Genomic DNA, 11666 nt, shown 5'->3' with positions numbered 1-11666 from the left:
CCAGCAACAAAGGCCACCTTCGGGTGGCCTTTGTCGTTTCTGGCACTGTGGGAGCAAGGCTTTGTGGGAGCAAGGCTTGCCCGCGATGGCATCGACGTGATCTGACTGATAGAACTGAGTCGCCTGCATCGCGGGCAAGCCTTGCTCCCACAGATAAATCCCCTTGCCACAGGGGCTTCGCAGGAAAATAGATACGTAAACGCGACACACGAATGTCGCACATCGGATACTTCGCCCCTTTACAGTGCGTTTTATCGCCAAATTCGTTAGGCTAGCAGCCATTTTTGCGACTGCTGCCCACAAGGAAGCGACGCGCTAAACGGGTCGGTCTTATACGGATCGACAGCATTTCCCTCACCCATAAGGGAAATCCCTCTCTAAATTCCGATTCAGTAGTGTGGTTTCCTTAATGAAAGTGTTGAAAGGCCAGGACATCCTGGCACTTGGTTTCATGACATTTGCCCTGTTCGTCGGGGCCGGCAACATCATCTTCCCGCCTATCGTCGGTTTGCAATCCGGGCCTCATGTCTGGATGGCGGCGCTGGGCTTTTTGATCACGGCGGTCGGCCTGCCGGTCATCACCGTCGTCGCACTGGCCAAGGTCGGTGGCGCGATGGATGCCTTGAGCAGCCCCATCGGCAAGGTCGCCGGCGGCTTGTTGGCAGCGGTGTGCTACCTGGCTGTCGGCCCGCTGTTCGCCACGCCGCGTACCGCCACCGTTTCGTTCGAAGTCGGCCTCGCACCGTTGACCGGTGAAAGCCCGCTGGCGCTGTTGCTCTACAGTGCAGCGTATTTCCTCCTGGTGTTCTTCATCTCGCTCTACCCGGGCCGCCTGCTGGACACCGTTGGCCGTTTCCTCGCGCCATTGAAGATCATCGCCCTGGCCGTGCTGGGGATCGCGGCGTTTGCCTTGCCAGCTGGCGATATCGGCGTGGCAACTCCCGAGTACGTTGCGGCGCCGTTTTCCCAGGGGTTCATCAATGGTTACCTGACCATGGATACCCTCGGTGCGCTGGTGTTCGGCATCGTTATCGTCAACGCGATCCGCTCCCGGGGCGTCGAGTCGCCGGCCCTGATCACCCGATACGCCATCATTGCCGGGCTGATCGCCGGGGTGGGCCTGGCACTGGTCTACGTCAGCCTGTTCCGCCTGGGTTCGGGCAGCCATGAAGTGGCAGTGGGCGCGACCAACGGCGCTGCTGTGCTGCATGCCTACGTGCAACACACGTTCGGCAGCCTGGGCAGCGGTTTCCTGGCAGTGCTGATCTCCCTGGCGTGCCTGGTGACCGCAGTCGGCCTGACCTGCGCCTGCGCCGAGTACTTCAGCCGCGTGCTGCCGCTGTCCTACAAGACGCTGGTGGTGATCCTGGCGGCGTTCTCGCTGTTGGTGTCCAACCTGGGCCTGACCAAGCTGATTGCTTTCTCGATCCCGGTCCTGACCGCGATCTACCCGCCGTGCATCGCCCTGGTGGCCCTGAGCTTCTGCAAGGACTTCTGGCACGAGCAGGGGCGCATCGTTGGCCCAGTGATGCTGGTGTCGTTCCTGTTTGGCCTGATCGATGCGCTCAAGGGCGCCGGGCTGGCGGACTGGATGCCGACGCAACTGGCCCACCTGCCGCTGAGCGAACAAGGCCTGGCCTGGCTGGTGCCTTCGGTGATGACCCTGGCGGTCGCGGTGGTGTGTGATCGTCTGCTGGGCAAGCGCAGCGAAGCACTGGCTTAAGCAGCTTCAGGCAGATTCACCGGCTACAACCGAAATGCCCCGTATCAATCGATACGGGGCATTTTTTTTTGGGTGCGGTGTCTTTTTTCGTGGACTGTGGGAGCGAGCCTGCTCGCGATAGCGTCGGAACTGTCGATATAGAAGTGAAAGTTATATCGCTATCGCGAGCAGGCTCGCTCCCACAGGGTTCGCTGATATTATTGCCGCAGAGTTTGTTTCGTCACAGGAAATCGAATGTCATTCATCCAAGCCAACCTGATCCATCTGCTTGCCGCCGCCTGGTTCATCATCTGCTGGGCGGGCTACACCCGTTACGCCACCTGGAAGGCGCGCGACACGGCCTGCCTGGCCAGTGTGATGCACCTGTACCGCGAGGACTGGATGCGCCGCATGCTGTTGCGTGAGAATCGTATCGCCGATGCCAGCGTGATCGGCAATCTCGAACGCAATGCCTCATTCTTCGCCTCCAGCACGCTGATCATCCTGGCCGGTATCCTGACGGTGCTCGGGGCGTCTGATCGGGCGGTGTCGTTGTTGGCCGACATACCCATGGTGCAACAGGCTTCCCAGGGCATGGCGGAGGTCAAGTTGCTCTGCCTGGCATTGGTGTTCGTATATGCGTTCTTCACGTTCAGTTGGTGCATGCGCCAATACAACTTCGCAGCGGTGTTGGTGGGTTCGGCGCCGATGATCGGCGAGCGTCATGTCTCGGAGCAGGAGCGCAAGGCGTTTGCACTCAGGGCGGCGCGGGTCATTTCCATGGCCGCCAACCAGTTCAACTTCGGCCTGCGTTCCTATTACTTCGGCATGACCATGTTGGCGTGGTTCGTCAGCCCCTGGTTATTCATGTTGATGAGTGCTGGCGTGGTGTTCGTGCTGTATCAGCGCGAATTTCATTCTGATGTGCTGGATGTGATGGTCTATACCCCCACGGAAGCGCCAGCGCCCGAGGTCGTCAAGGACGCGGCGTGACAGGCGTCTCCAAATCCCAGGCAAAAGAAAACCCGCACCAGGCGGGTTTTCTTTTACTGCTAAAACCGTATTAGTTGGTTTTAGGCGCGGTAGCAGGGGCTTCTTTCGCAGCTGCTTCGTTCGATTCAGCCTGAGCTTTGGCGGCATCGGCGTTTTCTTTTGCCGCGTCGTTCACTTTATCCTGTGCTTTGTTCATGTCTTGCTGAGCTTGCTCGGCGTGTTTTGCGGCATCTTGAGCCTTGTCCTCGGATTTTTTATCGCAGGCAGCGAGACCGAGGGAGGCGGCCAACATCAAGGCAATAGCAAAAGTCTTACGCATGGGGTGTTTCTCCTTATGGAAATAACTACTGGCCTTTTGAGCGACCCCCCTCAGGTTAAGTTCCTCTTTTGCTACAGATATATAACTTTGCACGGTCGCGGAACTTTAGCGGACACGCCTGTTGCCAGGCCTATAAACAAACAAGGGCATTGATGGACATGGCTGAAGATCCCATTTTTGAGCGTGCCACGCGCTTTTTATCCGCCCTGCGGCATTGCCAGGTGTTGGGCTTGAAGTTGCACAGCGCCAGTCGTGATGGGCTGACGCTCATCCTGCCGTTCAGCCCGCAAATCGTTGGCAATCCCCTGACGGGCATCATCCATGGTGGCGCGTTGACTTCATTGATGGACAGCGCGTGCGGCATGTCGACCTTGTGTGTGCTGCCACAATTCGAAGTCTGCCCCACCCTCGACCTACGCATCGACTACATGCACGCCGCCGAACCCCACAAGGACGTCTACGGCTTCGCCCAGTGCTATCGGGTGACCCCGGACGTGATCTTCACCCGCGGTTTCGCCTATCAGGACGACCCCGAGCAACCCATCGCCCATGTGGTGGGCACGTTCATGCGCCTGGGCCAGCATGCCAGGGGCATGGGAAAAGCCAGTCCGATGACCGCCGTGGGCCAGCCATGACCGATACCACCCAGGAACAACTACGCCGCGCCTGTGAGCAGGGCGACTACGCACTGCTGCTCGCCTCGATCCCCTATGCCCAACTCATCGGCGTCGACTGCACGCGCCAGGGCGACGATTTGGTATTTCGTTTGCCGGCCAACAAGGACAACATTGGTAACCCTTTACTGCCGGCCATCCACGGTGGGGTCATTGCTGGTTTCATGGAACTGGCGGCTGCGGTGCATCTGTTGATCGCCACCGGCGCACCGGGCGTGCCGAAAATCATCGACTTTTCCCTGGATTACCTACGCACCGGGCAGTTTCGCGACACCTACGCCAAATGCCAGGTCTGGCGCCAGGGTCGGCGGGTCGCCAACGTCGCGATCACCGCCTGGCAAGACGTCGAGGCCGAACCCATCGCCACCGCCCGGGCGCATTTCAAGATCCAGGAACCTTCAAAACCCGCGCGCCCTTGAAATCATCCCCTTTGCCCCCACCTTGTGGACATCCCGCCGCCAATCTCAGCGAGGCGGACACCACCATCCACTTGGAGTTTGATGACCATGAGCGTGGAAACTCAAAAGGAAACCCTGGGCTTCCAGACCGAGGTGAAGCAGCTGCTGCACCTGATGATTCACTCGCTGTATTCGAATAAGGAAATTTTCCTTCGCGAGCTGATTTCGAACGCCTCTGACGCTGTCGACAAATTACGTTTCGAAGCCCTTTCCAAGCCTGAACTGCTGGAAGGCGGCGCTGAGCTGAAAATCCGTGTGAGCTTCGACAAGGACGCAAAAACCGTCACCCTCGAAGACAACGGCATCGGCATGAGCCGCGAAGAGGTGATCACGCACCTGGGCACCATCGCCAAGTCTGGCACCGCCGATTTCATGAAGAACCTGTCCGGCGACCAGAAGAAAGATTCCCACCTGATCGGTCAGTTCGGCGTCGGTTTCTATTCCGCGTTCATCGTGGCCGACCAGGTCGAAGTGTTCAGCCGCCGTGCCGGCCTCGCTGCGAGCGAAGGCGTGCACTGGTCGTCCAAGGGCGAAGGCGAGTTCGAAGTCGCTACCATCGACAAGGCTGATCGCGGTACCCGCATCGTGCTGCACCTCAAGTCCGGTGAAGACGAGTTCGCCGATGGCTGGCGCCTGCGCAACATCATCAAGAAGTACTCCGACCACATCGCGCTGCCGATCGAGCTGCCGAAGGAAGTCGCCGCTGCCGAAGGTGAAGAAAAACCGGAAGTGGAGTGGGAAACCGTCAACCGCGCCAGTGCTCTGTGGACCCGTCCGCGCACTGAAGTGAAGGACGAGGAATACCAGGAGTTCTACAAGCACATCGCCCACGACTACGAGAACCCGCTGAGCTGGAGCCATAACAAGGTCGAAGGCAAGCTGGAATACAACTCGCTGTTGTACGTGCCGGCCCGTGCGCCGTTCGACCTGTACCAGCGCGAAGCGCCACGCGGGCTGAAGCTGTACGTGCAGCGTGTGTTCGTGATGGACCAGGCCGAATCGTTCCTGCCGCTGTACCTGCGCTTCATCAAGGGTGTGGTCGATTCCAACGACCTGTCCCTGAACGTTTCGCGGGAAATCCTGCAGAAAGACCCGATCATCGACTCCATGAAGTCGGCGCTGACCAAGCGCGTGCTGGACATGCTGGAAAAGCTGGCGAAGAACGAGCCCGAGCAGTACAAGAGCTTTTGGAAAAACTTCGGCCAGGTGATGAAGGAAGGCCCGGCCGAGGACTTCGCCAACAAAGAGAAGATCGCCGGCCTGCTGCGCTTTGCCTCGACCCAGGGTGACGATGGCGAGCAGATCGTTGGCCTGGCCGATTACCTGGCCCGCGCCAAGGAAGGCCAGGACAAGATCTACTACCTGACCGGTGAAACTTATGCACAGGTCAAGAACAGCCCGCACCTGGAAGTCTTCCGCAAGAAAGGCATCGAAGTGCTGCTGCTGACCGACCGCATCGACGAGTGGCTGATGAGCTATCTCAACGAGTTCGACGGCAAGAGCTTCGTCGATGTGGCCCGTGGTGACCTGGACCTCGGCAACCTGGATTCGGAAGAGGACAAGAAAGCCGCCGAAGAAGTCGCCAAGAGCAAGGAAGGTCTGGTCGAGCGAATCAAGACGGCCCTGGGCGACGCGGTCAGCGAAGTGCGTGTCTCGCACCGCCTGACTGACTCACCGGCGATCCTGGCCATCGGTGAGCAAGACCTCGGCCTGCAGATGCGCCAGATCCTCGAAGCCAGCGGCCAGAAGGTCCCGGACTCCAAGCCGATCTTCGAATTCAACCCAGCCCACCCGCTGGTGGAAAAACTCGACAACGAGCAGAGCGAAGAGCGTTTCGGCGATCTGTCGCACATCCTGTTCGACCAGGCGGCCCTGGCAGCTGGCGACAGCCTGAAGGACCCTGCGGCGTATGTGCGTCGCCTGAACAAGCTGTTGGTTGAACTGTCAGCTTAAGCAAGTGCAGGAAAAACCCGCTTCGGCGGGTTTTTTCATTTCTGGTGTTCCGTTCAAGAGGAGTCCGTCATGAGTCAGGTTACGGTTCGTTCGCTGGTCTATCAGATCGATGGTCAAAATTATGAAGGTCGCCTGGCCTTCGACGTCAGCCAGCAGGGTTCGCGCCCGGGGTTGCTGATGGCGCCCAATTGGATGGGCGTAGGGGCGGGGGCCGAGGAGATCGCCAAGTCGGTAGCCGCTAACGGCTATGTCGTGTTGATCGCCGATTTGTACGGCCAGGATGTACGCCCGAGCAATGCCGATGAGGCCGGGGCAGCGATGATGCCGCTCAAGAATGACCGGGCGTTGTTGCGCCAGCGCATGCAGGCGGCGCTCGAGCAATTGCTGAATCAGGGCGAAGCGGAGGTCGATGCGTCGAAACTCGCTACGTTCGGTTTCTGCTTCGGTGGCTGCTGTGCCCTGGAGCTGGCTCGCAGCGGTGCGCCGCTCAAAGCTGCGGTTTCATTCCACGGTACCCTCGATACACCGAATCCGGCCGATGCGCAGAACATCAAGGGCGCGGTGTTAGTGATGCATGGCGCCTCCGACCCGCTGGTGCCGAAAGAGCAACTGCCAGCCTTCGAAGACGAAATGAACGCCGCTGGTGTGGATTGGCAACTGCTGAGCTACGGTGGCGCGGTGCATTCGTTCACCGACCCGCAGGCCAATGTGCCGGGCAAGATGATGTACGACGCCAAGGTCGCCGGGCGTGCGTTCCGGTCGATGCATAACTTGTTGGATGAGGTGTTCAAAGACTGAGGTTGGGTTGAAGCAGAACCCTGTGGGAGCCGAGCTTGCTCGCGATGGCGGTGTATCAATCGGTATTGATACCGACTGACACACCGCCATCGCGAGCAAGCTCGGCTCCCACAGGTTCAATGGCACCCGTTCTAGGGCAACTCGATCCGCTCGCTTTCCCCCGGCACAGTCGGCCAGTCCCCGGCCGCCCAGCGCCGGCGGGCCTCATCGATCCGGGCCGGGTCGCTGGAGACGAAGTTCCAGTTGATCCGTCGCGGCCCATCCAATGGCGAGCCGCCGAACAGCACGGCATGGCAGTCGCTGTCAGCAAACAGCGTCATCTCTTCGCCGACCGGCAGGACCACCAGCGAATGGGGTTCCACCGGTTCACCTTCAAGCCGTGCTTCACCGCTGAGTACATACAGCGCCCGCTCTTCATGTTCGGTGGGAATCAGCAGCGACGTCGCAGTTTGCAGGTTCAATTCGGCATACAACGTAGGCGACAGCACCGGTACCGGTGATTCCAGGCAAAAGCCTGACCCGGCGATCATGCGGATGCTGACCCCCAGGTTCTCGCTGACTGGCAGGCTGTGTGCCGGGTGATGACTGTAGTGCCCCGGGCCCTCTTCGTGGGACTTGGGCGAGGCCAGCCAGACTTGCAACCCATGCATGATGAAAGCGCTGTTCAGCAGCGATTCGGGCGTACGCTCGACATGGGCAATGGCGCTGCCGGCGGTCATCCAGCTGACATCGCCAGCCTCCACCACCTGGTCGGAACCGAGGCTGTCCTTGTGCTGGAGTTTGCCCGCGAACAGGTAGGTGAGGGTGGACAGGCCGATGTGGGGATGCTGGCGGATGTTCATGCCTCTGCCGGCCGGATAGGTGGTTTGCAGCATGTGATCGAAAAACACGAAAGGCCCGACACTGCGGCACTTGGCGGAGGGTAGCGGACGAAGAATCGGCTGGCCTTCGACGTCTTCGGCGCGGGGGTGAACGGTCAGGGGCGTGGTCATGTTGTCTTCCAGGTTGAACAACGGTTGCACCAAGCATAACCCGCCGCCGGCAGACGCGGCAGAGGCGCCTTGAACCCCGGCGGGACGGTTGGGGTCTACGCTGTTCATGGCTTTTGGAGACCCCCATGCCCTTGACCCGTTTGATCTTCGCCTGGTTGCTGGTCGTTTCGAGTAGCGGTGCCGTGGCCCGCGAATATGCCTACAGCGATGCGCATCTGCATTACGTCGATTTCTTTCAGGAAACCGCCGGCATGCCCAAGCTGCTCCAGGCGATGGCGGACAATCGTATCGAGCATGTGATGATTTCCGGTGTTCCGGTGGCCAAGAAATGGCATGAGGACGAGCCCAAGCGTCCTCGTTATTACGCCGGTGACGACGCGGATGCCTATTGGTACAGCGCCACTGACGTGATTGTCGCCGCCGCGGTGAGCAAGCTGACCGCCGAGCAACGCCAGCACTTTCATCCGTTCCTGTCGGGCTTCAATCCCAACGACAAGAACTCCGCCGCCCACATCCAACGCATGCTCGATCTCTACCCAGGATTGTGGCAAGGCATCGGCGAGGTATTCACTCGCCATGATGACCTCACGGCGCTCACCTCGGGCGACACCCCGCGGGCCAACAACGAAGCCATGACGCGGATCTATCACCTGGCGGCCGAGAACGACCTGCCGGTGATGCTGCATTCCAACATCACTTCCAAGCGCGAGAAAAACCCGTTGTACCTGGCAGAAATCGAGGAGCCGCTGCGCAATCACCCACACACACGCTTTATCTGGGCCCACGCCGGCACCAGCATGGAAATCCATCGCCACCAGACCCGCCTGGATTTTCTGTTGCCGACCCTGAGTCGCATGCTCGAGGCCTACCCCAATTTGTACATAGACCTGTCCTGGAGCGTGCTCACGCCGTACTTGCTGGACGAGGCGGGCAAGCCCCGGGACGAATGGGTAAAGCTGGTGGAGCGCTTTCCCGAGCGCTTCATGGTGGGGTCGGATGTGGTCGGGCGTTTCGACAAGCTGGGTAAGGAATTGCGCAGCTTCGATCCGTTCCTGGATGCCCTTCCCGAAGTGGTGGCGCACAAGGTGGCGCGGGATAATTTCCTGGCGGTGTTGCCTCGCGCTGTCCCGAGATAGGAAAGACATTGTGGCGAGGGGATTTATCCCCGTCAGGCTGCGCAGCAGCCTCCAGCCCATGCACCGCGATATGTCAGGCAATTGGGGCGCTTCGCGCCCAACGGGGATAAATCCCCTCGCCACAAAGGAGTGTTGGTGTGCGGGTCAACACCGTTGTGTCATCAGCCTGTCACGCCCGCGTCATACCCTCGCGCTCATCTCAATCAAGGAGCGCACTATGCACCTCACCCGTTCAAGCGCACTGGTCGCGCTGTTGTTGACCTGCGGTCTGGCACAGGCCGAAGTCCGTGTCGAAGGTCCGGTGGAATACGGCGTCTTCGAAGGGCCGCAAGCCGAGCTGCAATCGGGAGAGCGGGTCCTGCGGCGCAGCAACGAACAGATCCGCCAGACCGAAAGCGTGCCGGCGAAGCTGGGCACCAAGTTCGGCATGCGCTACCAGTTGACCGGCAAGGTCGCCGATGACCAGCCGTTGACCCTGTTGTACTTCACCCCCGGCATCCGCACTCCCGATGGCGTGCGTCACGATAAATTCGAAGTCATCCAGAAACTGGTGCCTGGCGCGCCGCAGGATGTGATGGCCTACGAGTTCACCGAAAGCCACGAAGTGGTACCGGGGGAGTGGCGGTTCATGGTGTTCCAGGGGGATCGGCTGCTGACGCAGCAGCGGTTTGTCGTGCGCTGAATCCATCCACCACAGATCAAAAACTGTGGGAGCGAGCCTGCTCGCGATGGCGGTGGGACAGTCTCAGAAATGTCGACTGACATACCGCTATCGCGAGCAGGCTCGCTCCCACAAATGAACCCAGGTGTATTTGCCAGGCAAAAAAACGCCCCGAACCAGTCGGGGCGTTTTTCTGTGTGGCGTTAGCGGCGGGGCTTACTTGCCCTGCCAGCGCTTCAGTACCAGGGTGGCGTTGGTGCCACCGAAGCCGAAGCTGTTGCTCATCACGGTATTGATTGTGGCGTTTTCGCGAGTCTTGGTCAGGATTGGCAGGTCGGCCACTTCCGGATCCAGCTCATCGATGTTGGCCGAACCGGCCATGAAGTTGCCTTCCATCATCAGCATGCAGTAGATCGCTTCGTGAACGCCGGCGGCGCCCAGGGAGTGACCCGACAGGCTCTTGGTGGAGCTGATGGCCGGGGCCTTGTCGCCGAACACTTCGCGCACACCTTTCATTTCCGCGACGTCGCCGACCGGAGTTGAGGTGCCATGGGTGTTGAGGTAGTCGATCGGTGCATCGACGGTGGACATGGCCATCTGCATGCAACGCACGGCGCCTTCACCGCTTGGTGCGACCATGTCGTAGCCGTCGGAAGTGGCGCCGTAGCCGACGATTTCCGCGTAGATTTTCGCGCCACGGGCCAGGGCGTGTTCCAGCTCCTCGACCACGACCATGCCGCCGCCGCCAGCGATGACGAAGCCATCACGGTCGGCATCGTAGGCACGGGAAGCTTTTTCCGGCGTGTCGTTGCGCTTGCTGGACAGGGCACCCATGGCGTCGAACAGGAACGACTGGCTCCAATGTTCTTCTTCACCGCCGCCGGCGAACACGATGTCCTGCTTGCCCATCTGGATCTGTTCCATGGCGGTACCGATGCAATGGGCACTGGTGGCACAGGCAGAGGCGATGGAGTAGTTCAGGCCCTTGATCTTGAACGGCGTGGCCAGGCAGGCGGAAACCGTGCTGCTCATGGTCCGCGTGACGCGGTATGGGCCGACGCGCTTGACGCCTTTTTCGCGCAGGATGTCCAGCGCTTCCATCTGGTTCAAGGTGGAGGCGCCACCGGAGCCGGCGATCAGGCCGGTACGCGGGTTGGAAACCTGCTCTTCGGTCAGGCCGGAATCAGCGATGGCGTCCTTCATGGCCAGGTAGGCGTAAGCCGCCGCATGGCCGACGAAACGGTAGATCTTGCGATCGATCAGCTCTTCGAGGGGAAGGTCAATGGAGCCGGAAACCTGGCTACGCAGACCCATTTCAGCATATTCCGGGTTGAACCGGATGCCAGGGCGACTTGCACGCAGGTTAGCGGAGACGGTCTCTTTGTCATTGCCCAGGCACGAAACGATGCCCAGACCAGTGATAACGACGCGGCGCATGCGGATAACCCTTAGAAGTTGTCAGTGGAGGTGAAAACGCCGACCCGGAGGCCTTCGGCGGTGTAGATCTCGCGACCGTCCACGGCAACCGAACCATCGGCAATGGCCATGTTCAGCTTGCCCTTGAGGACGCGTTTGATATGAATGTTATAGGTGATTTTCTTGGCGGTCGGCAGGACCTGACCAAAGAACTTCACTTCGCCCGAGCCCAGGGCGCGACCGCGACCCGGCAGGCCTTGCCAGCCGAGGAAGAAACCGACCAATTGCCACATGGCATCCAGGCCCAGGCAGCCCGGCATGACCGGATCACCTTCGAAGTGGCAGGCGAAGAACCACAGGTCCGGAGTGATATCCAGCTCGGCGACCAATTCACCTTTGCCGTACTTGCCACCCTCTTCGCTGATATGGGTGATGCGATCCACCATCAGCATGTTCGGGGCGGGCAGTTGCGCGTTACCTGGGCCGAACAGCTCACCGCGACTGCAGCGCAGCAGATCTTCCCGGGTAAAGGCGTTTTGTTTGGTCATGCGAGCTCCTCAATAG

Annotated in this window: 12 protein-coding genes; 8 read left to right on the top strand and 4 right to left on the bottom strand. The window is 60.0% G+C overall.

Going from position 1 to position 11666, the window contains the following annotated elements; all coding sequences use genetic code 11:
• The first annotated feature begins 409 nt into the window (after positions 1-409).
• Together brnQ and PBDP_RS21565 are read left to right on the top strand one after the other, a co-directional pair.
• Positions 410-1723: a branched-chain amino acid transport system II carrier protein gene (gene brnQ / locus PBDP_RS21570; protein WP_116833182.1), complete on the top strand. Its 1314-nt coding sequence runs from the start codon at positions 410-412 to the stop codon at positions 1721-1723.
• Between the two features lie 234 nt (positions 1724-1957).
• Positions 1958-2695 carry a DUF599 domain-containing protein gene (locus PBDP_RS21565; RefSeq protein ID WP_109754458.1) on the top strand — a complete coding sequence of 246 codons (738 nt, stop codon included), beginning with the start codon at positions 1958-1960 and terminating at the stop codon, positions 2693-2695.
• A 70-nt stretch (positions 2696-2765) separates the two neighbouring features.
• Here the strand turns inward: PBDP_RS21565 and PBDP_RS21560 are convergent, their stop codons facing one another.
• The gene (locus PBDP_RS21560; protein WP_109754457.1) at positions 2766-3014 is read right to left on the bottom strand and encodes a hypothetical protein; all 249 of its coding nucleotides are present in this window, start codon (positions 3012-3014) and stop codon (positions 2766-2768) included.
• Between the two features lie 158 nt (positions 3015-3172).
• Between PBDP_RS21560 and PBDP_RS21555 the strand changes: the two genes are divergently transcribed.
• From PBDP_RS21555 to PBDP_RS21540, 4 genes are all read left to right on the top strand, one after another.
• Positions 3173-3649 (top strand): PaaI family thioesterase, encoded by a 477-nt coding sequence (locus PBDP_RS21555; protein WP_092171195.1) that lies wholly within the window; start codon positions 3173-3175, stop codon positions 3647-3649.
• Positions 3646-4107, top strand: coding sequence for a PaaI family thioesterase (locus PBDP_RS21550; RefSeq protein ID WP_109754456.1), 462 nt, complete (start codon positions 3646-3648; stop codon positions 4105-4107). The genes PBDP_RS21555 and PBDP_RS21550 overlap by 4 nt, the downstream gene beginning before the upstream one ends.
• A gap of 87 nt (positions 4108-4194) precedes the next feature.
• Positions 4195-6099 carry a molecular chaperone HtpG gene (htpG, locus tag PBDP_RS21545; protein ID WP_109754455.1) on the top strand — a complete coding sequence of 635 codons (1905 nt, stop codon included), beginning with the start codon at positions 4195-4197 and terminating at the stop codon, positions 6097-6099.
• Positions 6100-6168: 69 nt separating this feature from the next.
• Positions 6169-6897: a dienelactone hydrolase family protein gene (locus tag PBDP_RS21540; protein ID WP_116833181.1), complete on the top strand. Its 729-nt coding sequence runs from the start codon at positions 6169-6171 to the stop codon at positions 6895-6897.
• Positions 6898-7028: 131 nt separating this feature from the next.
• Here PBDP_RS21540 and PBDP_RS21535 read toward each other — a convergent pair whose 3' ends face one another.
• A complete protein-coding gene (locus tag PBDP_RS21535; RefSeq protein WP_212802530.1) occupies positions 7029-7889 on the bottom strand; it encodes a pirin family protein in 861 nt (286 codons plus the stop codon).
• Between the two features lie 125 nt (positions 7890-8014).
• Here PBDP_RS21535 and PBDP_RS21530 point away from each other — a divergent pair, with 125 nt between their 5' ends.
• Together PBDP_RS21530 and PBDP_RS21525 are read left to right on the top strand one after the other, a co-directional pair.
• Complete coding sequence (locus PBDP_RS21530; protein ID WP_212801289.1) at positions 8015-9025, top strand: amidohydrolase family protein; 1011 nt, start codon at positions 8015-8017, stop codon at positions 9023-9025.
• Between the two features lie 217 nt (positions 9026-9242).
• Entirely contained in the window at positions 9243-9707 is a 465-nt protein-coding gene (locus PBDP_RS21525) for a DUF3859 domain-containing protein (protein ID WP_212801288.1), read from the top strand.
• Between the two features lie 195 nt (positions 9708-9902).
• Here the strand turns inward: PBDP_RS21525 and fabB are convergent, their stop codons facing one another.
• Together fabB and fabA are read right to left on the bottom strand one after the other, a co-directional pair.
• The gene (gene fabB / locus PBDP_RS21520; RefSeq protein ID WP_109754451.1) at positions 9903-11123 is read right to left on the bottom strand and encodes a beta-ketoacyl-ACP synthase I; all 1221 of its coding nucleotides are present in this window, start codon (positions 11121-11123) and stop codon (positions 9903-9905) included.
• Positions 11124-11134: 11 nt separating this feature from the next.
• Positions 11135-11650, bottom strand: a complete 516-nt coding sequence (gene fabA / locus PBDP_RS21515) for a 3-hydroxyacyl-[acyl-carrier-protein] dehydratase FabA (RefSeq protein ID WP_003204400.1) — start codon at positions 11648-11650, stop codon at positions 11135-11137.
• Between the last annotated feature and the right edge of the window lie 16 nt (positions 11651-11666).

Source organism: Pseudomonas sp. St290 (assembly GCF_018325805.1).
In the GTDB taxonomy this organism is placed as follows: domain Bacteria; phylum Pseudomonadota; class Gammaproteobacteria; order Pseudomonadales; family Pseudomonadaceae; genus Aquipseudomonas; species Aquipseudomonas bijieensis.
The sequence above is the reverse complement of the archived record's forward strand: the minus strand, read 5'-3'. Positions and strand labels throughout refer to the sequence as shown.

Excerpts from the sequence above, each read along its gene's own strand:
- brnQ (WP_116833182.1), top strand. The coding sequence starts at position 410 with ATGAAAGTGTTGAAAGGCCAGGACATCCTGGCACTTGGTTTCATGACA.
- PBDP_RS21565 (WP_109754458.1), top strand. The coding sequence starts at position 1,958 with ATGTCATTCATCCAAGCCAACCTGATCCATCTGCTTGCCGCCGCCTGG.
- PBDP_RS21560 (WP_109754457.1), bottom strand. The coding sequence starts at position 3,014 with ATGCGTAAGACTTTTGCTATTGCCTTGATGTTGGCCGCCTCCCTCGGT.
- PBDP_RS21555 (WP_092171195.1), top strand. The coding sequence starts at position 3,173 with ATGGCTGAAGATCCCATTTTTGAGCGTGCCACGCGCTTTTTATCCGCC.
- PBDP_RS21550 (WP_109754456.1), top strand. The coding sequence starts at position 3,646 with ATGACCGATACCACCCAGGAACAACTACGCCGCGCCTGTGAGCAGGGC.
- htpG (WP_109754455.1), top strand. The coding sequence starts at position 4,195 with ATGAGCGTGGAAACTCAAAAGGAAACCCTGGGCTTCCAGACCGAGGTG.
- PBDP_RS21540 (WP_116833181.1), top strand. The coding sequence starts at position 6,169 with ATGAGTCAGGTTACGGTTCGTTCGCTGGTCTATCAGATCGATGGTCAA.
- PBDP_RS21535 (WP_212802530.1), bottom strand. The coding sequence starts at position 7,889 with ATGACCACGCCCCTGACCGTTCACCCCCGCGCCGAAGACGTCGAAGGC.
- PBDP_RS21530 (WP_212801289.1), top strand. The coding sequence starts at position 8,015 with ATGCCCTTGACCCGTTTGATCTTCGCCTGGTTGCTGGTCGTTTCGAGT.
- PBDP_RS21525 (WP_212801288.1), top strand. The coding sequence starts at position 9,243 with ATGCACCTCACCCGTTCAAGCGCACTGGTCGCGCTGTTGTTGACCTGC.
- fabB (WP_109754451.1), bottom strand. The coding sequence starts at position 11,123 with ATGCGCCGCGTCGTTATCACTGGTCTGGGCATCGTTTCGTGCCTGGGC.
- fabA (WP_003204400.1), bottom strand. The coding sequence starts at position 11,650 with ATGACCAAACAAAACGCCTTTACCCGGGAAGATCTGCTGCGCTGCAGT.